Genomic DNA, 17,889 nt, shown 5'->3' with positions numbered 1-17,889 from the left:
GATCATGTGTCATCATGGCGTGACAAAACCCTTTATCTTCCAATAATATCGTTTTTGTGTTTAAGAAGGCTGTTTTCCGGCGTGAGCCCCCGTTTTCTCGCGTCTTGAAGGTCCGCCCTGCCCTGCGGCACAATGGACCGGCACGAGAGGATATTGAATGAAGCCCATCGCCACCCCAGATGCCACGCCCCGGCCCGGACTGCGTGAACGCAAGCAGGCCCGTGTGCGCGACACCCTGATTGCGGAAGCGATGCGCCTGTTTTCCGCTCAGGGCTATGACCAGACCACCGTGGATGAAATCGCCGACGCGGCGGAGGTCTCGCGCCGCACCCTGTTCCGCATGTTTGCAACCAAGGGAGATATCGTGCTGGCCTGGACCCGGGGCATGACGCAGGCCCTGACCGGCGCATTGGCCGACTGCCCTGCCGATATGCCACCCGCGGATGCGATGATGCATGCCTTTACCGCGCTCGTCCCCCATATTGCGGCCAACCGGCATGATACCTATGCCTTTGTCTACCTGATCGAAAAGACCCCCTCCCTCCAGAGCGTCAGCCTGCAGAAATACGGCAAATGGGAAGACTGCCTGGCGGAAGGTCTGGCAAGGCGGATAACCGAACGCCGCAATCGCAAGACCGCGGCCCGCCTGATGGCACGCGGTGGCATTGCCATCTTTCGCACCGCACTGGATGAATGGATCAGGCTCCGGGGGCGTCCGGCACTGGTGCCCCTTTTACAGAAAACCTATGCGCTCCAGATCTCGCTGTGGCATGAAACAACAGGTCATGCCGGACCCGATGCCGACTGAGGGGTGCATGAAACAACATGGTTTCCGGCTGCCGTCTTTATTCATGAAAACGGCGTTCGCGGAAGTCTTCGGGCAATACCCCAGCAGAAAAAATTGTTGTAACTGACGGCCTTTTCAACAGGGTAGCCGCTTCAGGACCGTCTCTCAATATCTGAAGATGGAAGATGTTGCTTCCGGCAGGTCCGCCCATGTCATGCCCCCACCATAAGCGGCGCAGGCACATCCACACAGTGCCGCCAGGGCCATGGCCATCCCTGCCGTATCAGACCCGCTTACCCGTGCGCATATCCTGCGGAACATGGAATGATTTTTCCTTGTCATGGAATTTTGACGACTGATTTGTTCCTGGTCCGGTTTATGAAAAGGGCCTGCCATTCGATGCAGACCATCAGAACCGGAAGACAAAATTCGACTGGTAATAAGTACCGCTTGACCCACCAGCCTCGTTAAGCGCGCGTGAGGTCATGAAGCGTGAGACATATTGCGTCCACGACACATGGGTATTGATCTGCCATGCCAGGGAGGCCTGCGGCGCCATGCCGATGAACCTGCCATGGAAATTACCGGCAAATTTGTAGAACCCCGATGATTTGTAAACCGGGTCATTCACACTGTCGCGCCAGAACAGCGGATACTTGATCTGGATGCTTACGGACTTGAATGGTGTAATACGGATAAGCGGCGCAAAACTGATCAGGTTCGATGCAGTCATGTAGGTTGTGGTGTCGAGGTAGTTGGTCTGCGGATTGAATGGCGAAATATAGGTGCCGATCGTACCATTTTTGTCTGAAGCATTACCGCCCGAATACACATCTGTCTGGATCCCGGCAAAAGCATCGAGCGCATTTTTGGGCAGGCGGTATCCAACGGTGGAATTGATGGCATAGGCGCTGACATTACGCGCCGCATTATTGCCAGCCTGACGGAAAACGCCGCCCTGCCAGATGCCGCCTACTGAAAATTCGATCGGCCCCGCAACACCATGCCAGCGCATGCCGAAGTTGTTGCGTGTATTCGACCCCTTTACGGAAGACCCGTTCGGCCCCGCAATGGCACCTGCGGAACCATTGAGCTTGTAGCCAATATAGAATGCATCAAGAAAGGAATACTCCTTCTGCCCCATGAAGGTGAAATCAGGGGGCGCCCAGGTGGTATTGAACCCGTACAGACGCGAGGCATAGTTTTCGACATCATGAAACATCTTGTTTTCACTGTCGTATGTCTGCACGAAATCCCACCCGTCCACACGGACACGCTTCCAGACCATATAGGCCCGGAACCCATCCCATGAAAGCGGCACGTTCGGGGTCTCACGATTGTACAGCATGTACGAAGGGGCATCGAGAAACTGCTGCCGCCCGAACATAAAACCACTTTTGGCCCCCAGCATGTTCCATCGTGTCTCCACGAATGCCTGCTGTGCATCCAGTCTCTTGCGATAGGTCGACCCATAGCCATACCCACCCCACCCGGCGGCATCGGCATTGATCAACTGACCAAAAAAACGCAGGTGCGGACCGATATGCAGATCCGCGCCGTACAGGTTACGCACCCCGAAACGGCCGGAATCATTCGGCTTCTGGGTGCCAAGCTGGGGCCTGCTTTCAAACCAGTTGCGCAGCCGCGTCTCGCCTGAAAAACTGATCCATACGGTTCCGTCACGGGTCAGGGGAATATATTTCAGTACATCGAACGGGTCATCATGCCTGCGTGCATTACGCAGCCTGCTCCAGTCTTCCGCCCAGGGTGCCACACCATAGGTACCCACCGGCCCGAACCCGGCCGCCTCACCATTGCCGCGATTGAACACCCCCCAGTCATACTGGTGCCCGTTTTTGCGGTTTTCCGCCCCGCCCATCCGCATGGGCTGGCCCACGGGGTTGGCATGTGGATAGGTCAGGATAGGTGGCCGGGGCGTGATATGGACAACCACGTTTTCCGGCTGCGAAACCGGCTGGACACCCGTACGACCGGTCTGCCCGGATGGCGCCGGATCAGCCGCACAGGCGTTCTGCCCCATAATGGCGATGCCCGATGGCAGGCTGAGCAGCATGGCCAGGACATGAAAATCAGCAGCCTTCCTGCCGCTCCGCGCGACCTGGGCGCACAGTGCGGCGTGGCGAGCAGACCGAGAGGTCACAGGCGTGGCGGAATTCAGGAAAGGCACCATAGTTACGCACCAGTTCGATATGTACGGAATGTTCCGTCATTTAAGCACTAAATGTTTTCGTATTATATGGATAAGATCACGTCAATTGTATATTTTTACATTCTTCCGGCAAATTATCCGAAAAACCCGGAATCCAGCGTAAATTTTTTATATGTTGCTGTTTTATAAAAGTTTTTAAAATTTTCGCACAAGGGCATGCCTGTTAAAGCACCGCATCTGGTTTTTACGATGATCCGGAACGTATCATTAACAGATGATGGAAAGGCACTATACGCATATATCTGTTTTTTATAGTGTTTTTTTAATTATACATATACCGATATGAAAAGCATGTCTCCTGCCTGGCATGCCCTCCCGGAATCGCGCCTGTTCTTCCTCTTTCCCTACGTGAAAAGGAATATAAAACCCATTCCCCACACGGTGCGGTCTGCCACAGGCACCATTGTGGCGGGAATGGCCATGCCGTTCCGGCCCTGCGGGCAGGGGCAGCCACAGACCTGCGGAATATATCATACGATTTTTTTTCGTGAATTATATCAGGATATCGACGCTGGTTTCAGCTACCAGCGGGCGTATCTCAAGACCCGGTTCGCCCGTATCCCCATGCTGGATACCGACGGACACGTGCGGTGCCACCAACAGCATCACCCAGCGCGACCCGGATGATCCGCTGGTGGCTTGAAAAGCCAAAAAACCCTGCTGGCCATGCGGGAAATCGGGCCGAGCAGTTCGATATCGGTGTGTCCCCCGCCAGCATCCTGGCCAAACCGTTCATGGCCATGGTGGACCACAATGCAGAGGCCCATGGCATGACAGGGGTTACACAGGCCTGCGTGAAATACCTGTTCAGCGACGCAGGCAGGTCAGAAAACCGGTTGCCTGCTGCCTGCCATAGCCCTCAGTCCAGCCGGACGGAGGGGCGCACGAACACATCAAGCCAGTCCACCAGGCACGAAATCGTACCACGCAACGGCCCGTACAGTTCAAACTGATGCTGGCGGTAGAGCATGAGATGGACCAGCCGCGCCGACAGGCCATGCAGCCAGCCACCACCGAATACCGTGCCACCGGGGAATGTGCCCCAGCCATTATAGTCACCCAGCGCCACGACAGCGCCCTTGTTATGGAAGGTAAAGGCTGGAAGGGCGGCGCCGCTTTTCATCCATCCCGGCATGACACGGGCCAGGTGATGTGCCTGCTGGCGGGCGGCCTGCGCGGTGGGAGCCACGGGTTTTTCCGCAATGAAGGCGCAGTCACCCATGGCGAATATGCTGTCATCCCCAATGACCTGCAGGGTTGGCCTGACCTCCAGCTGGCCGGAGCGTGACAGCTTGAGGCCACCAAATTTACTGGTCACATCCGGGGCCTTGACCCCTGCGGCCCATACACGCAGCGTTGCCGGCACGCGGCTGCCATCCTTGAGGAGGAAGCCATTTTCATCCGCGCCGCTGACCATGGCACCCGCGCGCACACTGACCCCGATGGCCTCAAGCTGCCTGACCGCCGCCGCCGATACCGCCTCGGGGAAGGCAGGCAGGATGCGCGGCCCCGCTTCAAGCAGGGTAATGCGCAACCTGGGTGGCTTTTTGCCGAAGCTGTAGAGCGAGGCGATATCCAGTGCCTTGTGCAGTTCGGCGGCAAGCTGCGTGCCGGTCGCCCCCCCGCCCACGATTGCAATATCGAGTTCCTGACTGTTGGCGAACGCGCGCAGCAGTTCCATGCGGAAACGATCATTGAAGCCGTTGGCATCCACCAGGTTGTCAATGAACAGGCAGTGTTCGGCAACGCCTGGCGTGCCAAAATCATTGGCCCGGCTGCCAATGGACAGGACGACCGCGTCATAATCAAGCGTGCGGGCATCGACCACCACTTCCCCGGTCAGACTGTCACGGATCGGGGCCAGGGAAATGGTTCTGGCGGTCCGGTCCAGCGCCGTGATCTCACCTGGCCAGAATTCAAAATGATGGAGGCTGGCCTGTGACATGAAGCTTATGCGGTCATTCTCGTTGGCTGCAGTACCGGCGGCAAAGCAGTGCAGCATCGGCTTCCATACGTGGGCGAAGCTCTTGTCCACCAGCGTGATCTCGGCCTGCCCCGACCGCCCGACCGAATTGCCCAGCCGCGTGGCCAGGGCCAGCCCGGCCACGCCACCGCCTACAATCACGATCCGAAACTTCTGTGCCATCTCGATAATGCTCCAAACCCGCTTACCGACGTCGCGACCTCCATATAAGCAAGGAAAGCCGGTCCGCCAGATCCATGCAAACCACTATGCTGGCGAGCATAGGCCATCCCCCCCATGCCCGAAACATGCCGCAGGACGATTTCGTGCACGAATACGTAACAGGCCGGTGGGCCAACCGCCCTCACCCCACGTGAAAGCACCAGAAAACCGGCCCTGTGTCACGCCGATCAAAAGAACCCGATCAGCATGACCTCCCCATGCAGCATCTGGCCGGACCTTGACGCGCGGGCAACATCCATGCCCCTGCCGCGTTAGCCCGCATGATGCGCTACACACGCAACCAGACAGAATCCGGCAACCACCCAGAACAGGAGAAAGCATGACCATCACCCCCAACGGACGTATCCATGGCAAGGTCGCCGTCATTACGGGCGCCGCCAGCGGGATCGGACGGGCTACGGCCGAACGTTTCGCGGCAGAGGGCGCGCAGCTGGCGCTGACCGACCTCAATACCGACGCGCTGGACGAACTGGTCGACCAGTTTGAAAAAAGCGGTGTATCGGTCATCGCCGTACCTGCGGATGTAACGAGCGAGGCGGACATCCAGCGCGTGATGCATGAAACCATGAAGCGCTTTGGCCGGATCGACATACTGGTCGCCAATGCGGGCGTGATTCCCGAAGCCGACCTGGCCTCCGCCACGGCGGATCTGTGGGATCACACCATGGCGGTGGATGCACGCGGCATGTTCCTGTCGTGCAAATACGCCGCAGCCGAGATGGTCCATGCCGGACAGGGGGCGATCGTGTGCCTGTCCTCGATTTCCGCCTTTGCGGGGCAGAAGGGCCAGGCCGTCTATGGTCCGGCGAAGTTTGTGGCATCGGGCCTGACCAAGCACCTTGCCATCGACCTGGCGGACAAGGGCGTGCGCGTCAATGCGGTGGCACCGGGCACGATCGACACGCCTGCCGTGGCCGGCATGGATGCCGAAGCCATTCACAAGGTCGTGGAAATGCACCCGATGGGCCGCATGGGCAGACCGGCCGAAATCGCAAGCGCCATCCTGTTCCTTGCATCGGATGACGCCTCCTTCATCACCGGTGCGGTACTGCCGGTCGATGGCGGCTACCTGGCCCAGTAACCTGCCGGGGTGCGCGTGGCGTCCGGCGACGCATTGCGTCAGGCCACGTGCACTTCCACATCATGTTCGCGCAGGATGGCGGATATTCGTTCGGATGGCTGATGGTCGGTAAAGAAGCCATGGACATGCGACAGATGCCCCAGCCGCCCCATCGGCCTGCGCCCGAACTTGGTCTGGTCCGCCAGCAGGTAGACACGCCGGGCGTTGCGCATCATGGCCTGCGCCACGCTGATCTCGTCCGCGTCAAAATCCAGCAGCGTCCCGTCCTCCTCTATCCCGCTTATGCCGATCACGGCAAAATCGGTGCGGAACTGCTCGATAAAGGTGCTGGCGGTCGAACCGGTAATGCCACCATCATAGAAACGCACCTGCCCGCCCGTTACAATAACCTGGAAATCGGTCTGTGCGGAAAGCGGGGTGGCCACGTGCAGGTTGTTGGTGATGACCCGCAGCGCCTTGTGCCGCCGTAATGACTTGGCAAAGGCTTCCGTGGTGGTGCCGATGCTGACGAACAGCGATGAATTGTCTGGAATCTGCCGGGCGGCAAGCTGGCCGATCGCCTCCTTGGCCCGGCGGTTGAGGACCTGCCGTTCGGAATAGGCGATGTTCTCGACCGAGGATGCAAGCCCGGCCCCGCCGTGATGTCGCGCCACCAGCCCGCGCCGGGCCAGCAGGTTGACATCACGCCGTATGGTCTGGACAGCAACATTCAGTCTCTGGGCCAGTTCCTCGTTCGAAACATAGCCCTGGGTACGCACCAGCGCCGTAATTTCCTGGTGGCGTTCTTCTGCTGACACGTTACCTCTTTCCCTGCTGCGTCACGCGCGCCGCTCAGACCGCCCGCGCGACGGTGCGCCCGGTTGCCCCCAGATCGGCAAAGGACTGTTCCAGCCGGTCCACGATACCCGTTTCCCCCACACGCAGCCATTTGCGCGGGTCATACAGCTTCTTGGTCGGCTTGCCGGTGCTCGGTGCGATCTGGTGGCTGAAGGCCTCGGCATGTTCTTGCACGTAGCGGCCAATACTGCTGGCAAAGGCGAACTGGATGTCGGTGTCGATGTTCATCTTGAACACGCCATAGGACACGGCCTCGGTAATCTTGGCCTGTTCCGACCCCGAACCACCATGGAAAACCAGCGCCAGCGGCTTGTCCCCGCGCCCCGTGGCCTTTGCCACAGCAGCCTGCGAACTGCGCAGGATCTCGGGCCGCAGTTTGACATTGCCCGGCGCGTACACGCCGTGCACGTTGCCAAAGGACGCCGCGATGGTCACGAAACCCAGCGGGGAGAGTGCTTCATAGGCCTTCAGCACATCCTCGGGCTGGGTGTACAGATGCGCGTTGTCCGCGCCATCATCCACGTCGTGGCCGACACCATCTTCCTCACCGCCGGTTACACCCAGTTCGATTTCAAGACCGATGCCAAGCGGGGCCATGCGACGCAGGAAGCGGGCACATTCGGCAATGTTGTCTTCCAGCAGTTCGGCCGAAAGGTCGATCATGTGCGAGGAAAACAGCGGTCGGCCGGTTTCCTTCACTGCCTCCTCGCTGGCATCGACCAGACCGGATATCCATGGCAGCAGCTTGCGGTCGGCGTGGTCGGTATGCAGGATCACGCATACGCCATAGGCCGCCGCAACCGTATGGACATGACGGGCCGCGGCGACCGCGCCCAGCACGCGCGCCTGCGCGGCATCCTTCATGCCTTCACCCGCGTAGAACCGCGCACCACCGTTGGAAAGCTGGATGATCACATCCGCCCGGTTACGCGCCGCGGCTTCCAGCACGGCATTGATGCTGTCCGTGCCCACCACGTTCACAGCGGGCAGGGCATAGCCCTCATCACGGCAGGTTTCCACCAGGCGACGGTAATCGGCACCCGTCACCACGCCGGGCCTGAGACCGAGGCGGGTGGAGACGGTAGTCGCGTTTTCAGTCATGTCGTTCCTCTATTGCGTATTATTGTTGTTCTGCAATGGATGAAATGCTCACCAGTTCTTGGTCTGGTAATCGTGATGGCCTTCTACAAACCGGATCGTGCCGGACTTGGAGCGCATGACCAGCGAATGCGTGACCGTGCGCACACCCGAACGCCGGATGCCGTGCAGCAGCGCCCCCCCGGTCACACCGGTGGCCGAAAACAGCACATCGCCCCGCGCCATGTCCTCAAGCGCCAGCTTGCGCGACGGGTCGGCGCCAGGGTTCATCTTGCGCGCACGCTCGATCTGGCTGTCGTCCTCGAACATCAGCCGGCCCTGCATCTGGCCATGCACACAGCGCACGGCGGCGGCGGCCAGCACGCCCTCGGGCGCGCCGCCGGAACCGACATAGATGTCAATTTCACTGTCATCGAGACAGGCGGCAATGGCGGCCGCCACATCCCCGTCGCTGAGCAGGGTCACGCGCGCACCAACGGCACGGGCACGCGCGATCAGTTCTTCGTGACGTTCGCGGTCCAGCGTACAGACCATGAGTTCGGACACATCGCGCTTCTTGGCTTTTGCCAGCGACTTCAGGTTCGCCTCGATGCTGCTGTCCAGATCAACCACACCTTCGGGCAAGTAGGGGCCGACCACGATCTTGTCCATGTAGATGTCGGGTGCATGCAGGAAATTGCCGCTTTCCGCCAGCGCCACCACGGTCAGGGCGTTGGGCAGGTTCTTGGCGCACAGGTTCGTGCCCTCCAGCGGGTCCACGGCGATATCCATGCCGGGACCGCCCGCGCCCACCTTTTCCCCGATGAACAGCATCGGGGCTTCGTCCATCTCACCCTCACCAATGACGACGGTGCCGTCGATGGCAACCGTATCGAAGGCACGTCGCATGGCCTCCACCGCTGCGCCATCGGCTTCGTTCTTCAGCCCGCGACCGGTCCAGGCGGACGCGGCAACCGCCGCGGCTTCCGTCACGCGGACAAGTTCAAGTGCAAGGTTGCGATCCGTAACCTGATAGGGGTTATGCCGTGTGGAGGTCATGAAGCACTCTTTTCCTGTGTTCTTGTATTCGTCGGTTAGGCGGCTACGGTGGAACTGAGCGTGCGGCGCACCGCCAGATGCCATCCTGCCACCATACTGTCACGCTGTGCCCTGTCCATTGTCGGGCGGAACAGGTGCCCCCGTGTCCAGGTACCCTCCAGTTCGGGGATGCTGCTCCATACACCTGTCGCAAGCCCCGCCAGGAAGGCCGCCCCAAGCGCCGTCGTTTCAACCTGCCGGGGACGCTCGACCGGAGTCTGCAGCATATCGGCCAGAAACTGGCAGAACCAGTCATTGACCGACATGCCGCCATCAACACGCAGTGCGTTCAGTTCACCGCCACCATCCTCGCGCATCGCGTCCATGAGGTCGAGCGTCTGGTACGCAACCGATTCCAGCGCCGCGCGGGCGATATGGGCCGCAGTGGAGCCCAGCGTCATGCCACAGATCAGGCCACGGGCATCGGGGTCCCAGTGCGGCGCGCCAAGCCCCACGAAGCCGGGGACCATGTACACGCCATGGCTGTGCGGCACGCGGGTCGCCATGTCATCTGTCTGTGAGGCATGGGTGATCAGGCCCAGCCCGTCGCGCAGCCAGCGGATGGCGGCCCCCGCCACAAAGATCGAGCCTTCCAGCGCATAGACCGTCTCGTCACCGATGCGGTAGGCGATGGTGGTCAGCATGCGGTTTTCGGACGTGACCGGCCTGGTACCCGTGTTGAGCAGCGCGAAGCAGCCCGTGCCATACGTGGCCTTGGCGGTGCCGGGCTTGAAACAGGCCTGGCCGACCATGGCGGCGTTCTGGTCGCCCGCCATGCCGGCCACTTTCAGCGGTTCGCCAAACAGGCCGGCCTCCGTCTCGCCAAATATCTCGCTGTTCGTGCGCACTTCGGGCAGGACGGCGCGCGGCACGTTGAAAAGTGCCAGCAGTTCGTCATCCCACGCGCAGGTATGGATATTGAACAGGAGCGTGCGCGAGGCGTTGGTCGTGTCGGTCGCGTGCACGCGGCCACCCGTCAGGCGCCACAGCAGGAAGCTGTCTATGGTGCCACAGGCCAGTTCGCCACGCTCGGCGCGGGCGCGGGCGCCCTCTACATTGTCCAGTATCCATGCAATCTTGGTGGCGGAAAAATAGGGGTCGAGCAGAAGCCCCGTGCGCTCGCGCACCAGCGGTTCGTATCCCTGTTCATGCATGCGCATGCACACGGACGTTGTGCGGCGGTCCTGCCATACTATGGCGCGGTGGATGGGTTTGCCGGTCCCGCGGTCCCATACCACAACGGTCTCGCGCTGGTTGGTGATGCCGATGCCCGCGATCGTGGCGGGACCACCGGCCTTTTCAATGGCTTCGCGTGCCGTGGACAGCACATTGGACCAGATTTCCTCCGGATCGTGCTCCACCCAGCCCTGATTGGGGTAATGCTGGGCGAATTCGACACGGGCAACGGACATGGCCGCGATATCGCGGTCGAACACGATGCTGCGGGTGGACGTTGTTCCCTGATCAATGGCGAGAATTCTGTTCTTCTTGTTCATTATTTTCTCCTGCCCATGCGGGCGGATACGGGTTTGGGCCGCGGGCGGCATGCACGCCCGCGGCCGGTATGCTTACGAAGCCACGCGCGCCGCAACCGGCTGGCGGGTGCGCAGGTAGGCGTCCAGCCGGGCCGTGTCCTCATCCGTCACGTGCAGGCCAAGGCGGGAGCGACGCCACAGGATGTCCTCGGTCGTCTGGGCCCATTCATGCGCGATCAGGTATTCCACCTCCCGCGCGGTCAGGCCAGCGCCAAACTGCTCGCCCATGTCCGCCATGCTGCGGGCATCACCCACGATCATGTCGGCACGCGAACCGTAATTGCGCACCAGCCGCCAGCACAGCTGCGCATCAAGGAACGGGGCCTTTGCCGCCAGGCGGCCCAGCGCGCCCTCGAACCCGCCCTCACCCAGGTCACCACCGGGCAGCACCCGGTCCGCCGTCCAGCCCGGTGCGGACAGGACCGGCAGGAAGGGCTGGAGCTTCTCGATCGCATGTTCGGCCAGGCGGCGGAACGTCGTGATCTTGCCGCCGAAGATGGAAAGCATCGGCGCCTGGTTGCCCTGCGTGTCCACGTCCAGCACGTAATCGCGCGTCACGGCGGAAGCGTTCTTGGCCGCATCATCATAAAGCGGTCGCACGCCGGCATAGCTCCACACCACGTCATCGGGGGTGACGGGTTTTGTGAAGTAGCGGCTTACGCTTTCACACAGGTAGCCGATTTCCTCGGGCGAGATCTCGACATGACCGGGAGCCTGCGTCCAGGGTACGTCAGTCGTGCCGATCAGGGTGAATTTCTGCTCGTAGGGAATGGCGAAGACAATGCGCTTGTCCGGGTTCTGCAGGATATAGGCCTGCGGCCCGTCAAACAGGCGCGGCACCACGATGTGGCTGCCCTTGACCAGGCGCACGTTCTTGGTGGAATCCACCTTCGCACGCTCGCGCAGCACTTCGCTCACCCATGGGCCACCGGCATTGACCACGATTTTCGCCCGCACGGTCTGCTGGCTGCCATCGCGCGTATTCTCGATCACGGCTTCCCACAGCCCATCCACACGCCGGGCCTGCACCAGGCGGGTGCGCGTGCGGATGTCGGCCCCGCGCGCTTTTGCATCCATGGCGTTAAGCACGACAAGCCGGCTGTCCTGCACCCAGCCATCGGAATAGGCGAAACCACGCGCCAGCTTGCCATTGAGCGGCTTGCCCGCCGAACTTGTGCGGAAGTCGAGCGACTTGCACTTGGGCAGCGTCATGTTGGGGGCCAGATGGTCATACAGGAACAGGCCAAGGCGCAGCATCCACGCCGGACGCGCCTGCGGGGTATAGGGCAGCACGAAGCGCATGGGCCAGATGATGTGCGGCGCGATGCGCAGCAGCCGCTCACGCTCGATCAGCGCCTCACGCACCAGGCGGAATTCATAATATTCCAGATAGCGCAGGCCACCGTGGATCAGCTTGGTGCTGGCGGATGATGTGTGGTTGGCCAGATCGTCCTGCTCGACCAGCAGCACGGATGCGCCCCGTCCCGCGGCATCGCGTGCGATGCCCGTGCCGTTGACGCCCCCACCCACGACCAGCAGGTCGAACGGACTGCCCTGCACGGGGGGGGAGCGGAATGTTTCGTCCATGGACGCCATGTGGATGTTCCTCCTGATACGGATGTTCGTAAACGAACATCGTGCGCGCTTCAAGAGAGAAAGCGCACGGGACGCCTGTCTTTCCCTAAAATATTTTCTATTCTTCCTGTTAACGGGCCAGCCATAAATTCGCCATTACCTGCCCTTTATATGACCCTTTATTTTTGTGCATGTGCGAAGTCGCGCATGTCGCACCCGAAACGTGCCCCCGTCAATGGTCGGTACCAACAGGCCAGGCCGCCACCCGAATCGGAAAGGTTGGAGAGGTTAAATGAAATATATTGAAATACATGGGAAAAGGAGACCTTCTTGCCTTAACAATCGCGTGCCCCTCTTTCCCTGCCCCCCATGTTCGTTTAAGAACATTGAAGGGCTGGAAAAAGGCCGGAAGCCGGACAGCCCATTCCCATCAAATGATAATAAAAGAATAAAGTGGGCTAAAATGCTGAAAAACCGACAATTCCTGGGTGAACTGATATCGGAATGCCTGGCGGTCATCATCATCGTGCTGATTGGCGATTCCGTGGCCGCCATGTACACACTGTATGACCCGAGCCCGTACAAACTCTCCTACTGGGGGGTCAGCATCGTGTGGGGGCTGGGCGTGACCATTGCCATCTACATAACGGGCAGCGTATCGGGCACGCACGCCAACCCCGCCGTATCCGTGGCGCTGGCGCTGTACCGGGGTTTTCCGTGGCGCAGGGTACCTGCATACTGCGCGGCACAGGTGCTGGGGGGCATGATCGGCGCGATGCTGGTCTACACGCTGTACCAGCCCGTAATCGATCATTACAACCAGTTGCATGGCCTGACCCGCGCCGATGGCGGGGCGGCGGGCGTGTTCTTCACCCATCCGGGGGAATTCGTCACCCCGCTGCATGCCTTCGTGGATGAGACGATCCTGACCGGATTGCTGGTACTCGGTATTTTCGCCGTTACATGCGAATACAACACCGTTGCCCCGCAGGCCAATTCCAGCGCCCTGATCATCGGCCTGCTGGTCGCCAGCATCGGGGCCTGCTCGGGTTATCTGGAGGCATGGGCCATCAATCCCGCGCGTGATTTCGGGCCACGGCTGTTCTGCTTCCTGACCGGATGGGGGGACGCAGCCCTGCCCGCACCCGATCATTTCTGGTGGGTACCCATTGCCGGACCCATCTTGGGCGGCGTGCTGGGGGCGGGCTGCTACCAGTTCCTGGTCCGTCCGTTCATTCCCCGCAATGCGGCGCCGGTCATCCCCCCGGCACCCTGAGCGCATCCCCATGCTGCCGCCGGAACCCGCCGGCGGCAGCAGGCCCGGGCCACGGCCCCCGCAATCACAATACGCGCCACGCTCCCCATGGCCGACACGGTACATGACGGGTTACATGCCCCCTAACGCTGGACCACGGTGCGGATGGCGAAATTGCTCTGTATCCGCGCCACACCGGGCATGCGGGAGAGTTCTTCCTTGTGGATGCGTTCATAATCGGCCGCATCACGCGCTTCCACGCGCACAAGATAGTCGGCATTGCCGGTCATGAGATAGCATTCGCGCACATCGGGGCATTCGCGTACGCGGGCCTCGAACCGGCGCAGGCATTCCTCCGTCTGCCGTTCCAGCGTGATGTGCACGATCACGGTGGTCATGCCATGGACCGAACGCTCATCCACCAGGGCGCGGTACCCACGGATCACCCCGTCCCTTTCCAGCATGCGTACCCGCCTCAGGCACGCCGAAGGCGACAGGCCGACCCGCTGCGCCAGGTCGGCATTGCTCATGCGTCCGTCATGGCGGAGGTTACGCAATATGGCATCGGTCATCCGGTCGAACGGCATGGTGAATTTTCCGCTTGTTTTCGCATATAATTGCGTATTGCAGGCCCATAATTGCATAATATTGCATTGAACGACAGGACATTTCATCCACTCACGCATACGATCAGTCCTGTTCCCGCCCTGAACGACGGAGTTCGCCGCGCATGACCGACCTGCCTTCTTCCCTGTCCGCTGCCGGATGGGCCGCGCCAGGCGCCGGAGCAATGCTGGAAATAGACCTGGGCGCCATCGCGGCCAATTACCGCCTGCTCAACGCACGCACCGGGCAGGCCACCTGCGCCGCCGTGGTCAAGGCCGATGCCTATGGCCTGGGTGCCCACAGGGTGGGTCCGGTGCTGGAACGGGCGGGGGCAAAGGTTTTTTTCGTCGCCCATCTGGAAGAAGGCATGCGCCTGCGCCCCCATGTCAGCGCCACGGCGGCGATTTTTGTCCTGCATGGGCCCATGCCCGGCACGGAAGCTGAATTCACCCGCCATGCCCTGCTGCCCGTGCTCAACAGCATGGAGCAGATCGCCGGCTGGTGCGGGCATGCCGCACAGATGGGCAGGCCCCTGCCCGCCGCCCTGCAGGTTGATACCGGCATGTCGCGCTTCGGCCTGTCGGATGCGGATGTGGCGGTCCTGGCCGCCCGGCCTGCCCTGCTGGACGGGATCGGGACGCAACTGGTCATGAGCCATCTTGCCTGTGCCGACACACCTGCCAGCCCCGCCAATGCCATGCAGCGCGACAGGCTGCACGCCATGGCCGCCCGGCTGCCCGCGGCTCCGCTGGCGCTTGCGGCCTCATCGGGCATTTTCCTTGGGGTGGACTATCATTTCAACCTTGTGCGGCCCGGTGCGGCCCTGTACGGGCTGGCCCCCAATGCCGACGGCCCCAACCCGCTGCACCCCACAGTACGGCTGCGCGCCCGCATCGTGCAGAAACGCACCATCGGCGCGGGCGATGGCGTGGGCTATGGCCTGACATGGCGCGCCCCCGGGCCGCGCCGTATCGCCACGCTGGGCATCGGCTATGCGGATGGCTTCCTGCGCCAGGGGGCCAATAACGGCGGCTGTGCATGGCTGGATGCGTACCGCCTGCCGATCCTGGGCCGGATCTCGATGGATTCGACCACGGTCGATGTCAGCGCCGTTCCCGAAAGCGTGCTGGATCAGGCCACGCATGTCGACATGATCGGCCCCCGCCGCAGCGTGGACGACGTGGCCCATTCCGCTGGCACCATCGGCTACGAGGTGCTGACAGCTCTCGGCGCGCGTTTCCACCGCGCTTACCTGACGCAGGCCGCGTAAGGCGTTCCCACCTGCCAGAAAAGGCATATTTGCAATGAAAATCATCGTTCTGGGTAGCGGTGTCGTCGGTGTTACATCGGCATGGTACCTTGCGCAGGCAGGCCATGAGGTTACGGTTGTCGACCGCCAGCCTGAATCCGGGCTTGAAACCAGCTTTGCCAATGCGGGGCAGGTCTCGCCGGGATATTCCTCCCCATGGGCGGGGCCGGGCGTGCCGTTCAAGGCCCTGAAGTGGCTGATGATGAAATACCGCCCCTTCGTATTCTGGCCCATGCCCGACCCGCATCTGTGGAAATGGCTGGTCCAGATGCTGGAGAACTGCAATGCCGCCGCCTATGACCGCAACAAGGGCCGCATGGTCCGCATTGCGGAATACAGCCGCGACATGATGCGTGACCTGCGCGCCAGCACCGGCATGACCTATGACGACCGCCAGCAGGGCACCCTGCAGCTTTTCCGCACGCAGAAGCAGATGGACGGGATCGCGGGCGATATCCGCGTGCTGGAACAGTATGACGTGCCCTACGAACTGCTGACCCGCGCGGAATGCGTGAAGGCCGAACCGGGGCTGGGTCCGTCGGCGCACAAGATCGTAGGGGGCCTGCGCCTGCCCGGTGACGAAACGGGGGATGCCTTCATGTTCACCCAGCGTCTGGCGGCAAGGGCGGCGGATGCAGGCGTCACCTTCCATTACGATACCCGCATCCGCGCCATCACGGCCGAAGGCGGCCGCGTGACCGGCATCGAAACCAGCCGGGGCCCGATGCGCGCGGATTCCTATGTCCTGTCGCTGGGCAGCTATTCCCCGGCCATGGTGCGCCACCTGGGGCTGGACCTGCCCATCTATCCGGTCAAGGGCTATTCGCTGACCGCCGACATCACCAACGAACAGCAGGCCCCCGTCTCCACCGTCATGGACGAGACATTCAAGATCGGCATCACCCGGCTGGGCAACCGCGTACGCGCTGGCGGCACGGCGGAACTGGCCGGGTTCAGCACCACGCTGCGCGCCCCCCGGCGCGAGACGCTGGAACATTCGGTAACCGACCTGTTCCCCGGCAGCAGCAACATCCCGACGGCACGGTTCTGGACCGGCCTGCGCCCGATGACACCCGATGGCACACCCATCATCGGCCGTACGCGCCATGACAACCTGTTCCTGAACACCGGCCATGGTACGCTGGGCTGGACCATGGCGTGCGGGTCGGGAAAGGTCCTGGCCGATATCATGTCCGGTCGCATGCCCGACATCCCGCATGAGGACCTGGGCATCGTCCGCTACGGACAGTAACGGCTGTTGGCCTACGCGCCCGCGATACCGGCCGAAACGGGGGAAAAGCCTTCGGGCGGGGCCCCGCGGCGCTGGCGCACCACGCGGTAGACCGTGCCACGCAGCCAGCGGTGCACCGGGTCGCTGTCGCGCCGGGGATGCCATGCCTGGAACGTGTGAACGGGGGGCAGGTGGAAGGGAAATTCGAACTCTGCCAGATGCATGGAGCGGATGGGCAGGTAGTCGATGGCGATGCCCGGCAGCGGCAGGATCATGTCCATCATGCGCAGGGTCTCGACCATGGCGTAATAGGTGGGCACGACCATGACCACGCGGCGTTTCAGGCCGAAACGCTCTTTCATTACCGTATCGATCGGGCCATGCAGCCGCCCCCGGCGCGACACGCTTATATGTTCATAGCGCGCGATGGCGGCCGGGGTGACGCCTTCGGCCAGGATGGGGTGGTCCGCACGTACAAGGGCACGGAATGATGTGGGGAAAAGGCTCTGCCGACGGATTTCGGGCCGCATGTCATCGGTCGCGCCCAGATACAGGTCCACCCGCCCTTCACGCAGGTCGTCGCTGGGTTCCTCATCCGTCTCGGGCGCGAAGGTGATGGCGCAGCCGGGGCACTCATGCCGCAGCGCCGTCAGGATCGCGGCACCGAATGCACCCACGATCAGATCATTGGCCCGCAGGGTAAAATGCGGCGAAAGCCCGGCCAGGTCGGGCGTTTCCTGCCCTTCCAGCAGGGCATCGGCCCCCGTGACCAGCGCCTGCACCCGCTCGCGCAGGCCCAGCGCAAAGGACGTGGCCACCATCCGCCGCCCCGATGCCACCAGGATCGGGTCGCCAAAAACCACGCGCAGCTTGGCAAGGCTGCGGCTCATCGCGGCCTCGCTCGTTTTCAGCCTGCGGGCGGCGTGGGAGACCCCTTCCTCCTCAAGCAGTACCTGAAGGCTGCGCAGCAGGTCGAGATCGTAGCCTTTTCTCATGCCCTGCGTCTTCAATCCCCTGCGAACCGGGCGCACCCGGTCCGGCCATCACGAAAAAGCGGATGCA

The 17,889-nt window shown here is 61.8% G+C and carries 15 protein-coding genes; 5 read left to right on the top strand and 10 right to left on the bottom strand.

The genetic code is table 11. The features are described from left to right. Positions 1-157 precede the first annotated feature (157 nt). Positions 158-808 (top strand): TetR/AcrR family transcriptional regulator, encoded by a 651-nt coding sequence (locus tag LDL32_RS02010; protein WP_233064192.1) that lies wholly within the window; start codon positions 158-160, stop codon positions 806-808. Positions 809-1,196: 388 nt separating this feature from the next. Here LDL32_RS02010 and LDL32_RS02005 read toward each other — a convergent pair whose 3' ends face one another. The 3 genes from LDL32_RS02005 to LDL32_RS01995 all read right to left on the bottom strand — a co-directional run bounded on the left by LDL32_RS02005 (position 1,197) and on the right by LDL32_RS01995 (position 5,163). Then, positions 1,197-2,666, bottom strand: coding sequence for an alginate export family protein (locus tag LDL32_RS02005; RefSeq protein ID WP_370636733.1), 1,470 nt, complete (start codon positions 2,664-2,666; stop codon positions 1,197-1,199). 211 nt (positions 2,667-2,877) lie between these two features. Then, positions 2,878-3,018, bottom strand: coding sequence for a hypothetical protein (locus LDL32_RS02000; RefSeq protein ID WP_233064190.1), 141 nt, complete (start codon positions 3,016-3,018; stop codon positions 2,878-2,880). 858 nt (positions 3,019-3,876) lie between these two features. Continuing rightward, positions 3,877-5,163, bottom strand: a complete 1,287-nt coding sequence (locus LDL32_RS01995) for an NAD(P)/FAD-dependent oxidoreductase (protein ID WP_233064189.1) — start codon at positions 5,161-5,163, stop codon at positions 3,877-3,879. Positions 5,164-5,542: 379 nt separating this feature from the next. On the opposite strand from LDL32_RS01995, the gene LDL32_RS01990 reads away from it, so the two are divergent. Continuing rightward, complete coding sequence (locus LDL32_RS01990; RefSeq protein ID WP_233064188.1) at positions 5,543-6,304, top strand: SDR family NAD(P)-dependent oxidoreductase; 762 nt, start codon at positions 5,543-5,545, stop codon at positions 6,302-6,304. 38 nt (positions 6,305-6,342) lie between these two features. Here the strand turns inward: LDL32_RS01990 and LDL32_RS01985 are convergent, their stop codons facing one another. The 5 genes from LDL32_RS01985 to glpD all read right to left on the bottom strand — a co-directional run bounded on the left by LDL32_RS01985 (position 6,343) and on the right by glpD (position 12,447). After that, the gene (locus tag LDL32_RS01985) at positions 6,343-7,101 is read right to left on the bottom strand and encodes a DeoR/GlpR family DNA-binding transcription regulator (protein WP_233064187.1); all 759 of its coding nucleotides are present in this window, start codon (positions 7,099-7,101) and stop codon (positions 6,343-6,345) included. 34 nt (positions 7,102-7,135) lie between these two features. Then, entirely contained in the window at positions 7,136-8,242 is a 1,107-nt protein-coding gene (gene fbaA, locus LDL32_RS01980; RefSeq protein ID WP_233064186.1) for a class II fructose-bisphosphate aldolase, read from the bottom strand. Between the two features lie 48 nt (positions 8,243-8,290). Continuing rightward, positions 8,291-9,277, bottom strand: a complete 987-nt coding sequence (gene glpX / locus LDL32_RS01975; RefSeq protein ID WP_233064185.1) for a class II fructose-bisphosphatase — start codon at positions 9,275-9,277, stop codon at positions 8,291-8,293. A gap of 35 nt (positions 9,278-9,312) precedes the next feature. Beyond that, entirely contained in the window at positions 9,313-10,812 is a 1,500-nt protein-coding gene (glpK, locus tag LDL32_RS01970) for a glycerol kinase GlpK (RefSeq protein WP_233064183.1), read from the bottom strand. Positions 10,813-10,884: 72 nt separating this feature from the next. Continuing rightward, positions 10,885-12,447 carry a glycerol-3-phosphate dehydrogenase gene (gene glpD / locus LDL32_RS01965; RefSeq protein ID WP_233064181.1) on the bottom strand — a complete coding sequence of 521 codons (1,563 nt, stop codon included), beginning with the start codon at positions 12,445-12,447 and terminating at the stop codon, positions 10,885-10,887. A gap of 442 nt (positions 12,448-12,889) precedes the next feature. Between glpD and LDL32_RS01960 the strand changes: the two genes are divergently transcribed. Then, complete coding sequence (locus LDL32_RS01960; protein WP_233064179.1) at positions 12,890-13,702, top strand: MIP/aquaporin family protein; 813 nt, start codon at positions 12,890-12,892, stop codon at positions 13,700-13,702. A 122-nt stretch (positions 13,703-13,824) separates the two neighbouring features. Here LDL32_RS01960 and LDL32_RS01955 read toward each other — a convergent pair whose 3' ends face one another. Further along, positions 13,825-14,268 carry an Lrp/AsnC family transcriptional regulator gene (locus LDL32_RS01955; protein WP_233064178.1) on the bottom strand — a complete coding sequence of 148 codons (444 nt, stop codon included), beginning with the start codon at positions 14,266-14,268 and terminating at the stop codon, positions 13,825-13,827. Between the two features lie 143 nt (positions 14,269-14,411). Between LDL32_RS01955 and alr the strand changes: the two genes are divergently transcribed. Together alr and LDL32_RS01945 are read left to right on the top strand one after the other, a co-directional pair. Next, complete coding sequence (gene alr / locus LDL32_RS01950; protein WP_233064176.1) at positions 14,412-15,557, top strand: alanine racemase; 1,146 nt, start codon at positions 14,412-14,414, stop codon at positions 15,555-15,557. Positions 15,558-15,591: 34 nt separating this feature from the next. Continuing rightward, positions 15,592-16,848, top strand: a complete 1,257-nt coding sequence (locus LDL32_RS01945) for a D-amino acid dehydrogenase (RefSeq protein ID WP_233064173.1) — start codon at positions 15,592-15,594, stop codon at positions 16,846-16,848. A gap of 11 nt (positions 16,849-16,859) precedes the next feature. Here the strand turns inward: LDL32_RS01945 and LDL32_RS01940 are convergent, their stop codons facing one another. Further along, a complete protein-coding gene (locus LDL32_RS01940) occupies positions 16,860-17,822 on the bottom strand; it encodes a LysR family transcriptional regulator (protein WP_233064172.1) in 963 nt (320 codons plus the stop codon). Positions 17,823-17,889 lie beyond the last annotated feature (67 nt).

This window comes from Komagataeibacter sp. FNDCF1 (genome assembly GCF_021295335.1).
In the GTDB taxonomy this organism is placed as follows: domain Bacteria; phylum Pseudomonadota; class Alphaproteobacteria; order Acetobacterales; family Acetobacteraceae; genus Komagataeibacter.
Note: the sequence above shows the minus strand (reverse complement) of the source record. Positions and strands in the feature narration are given on the sequence as shown.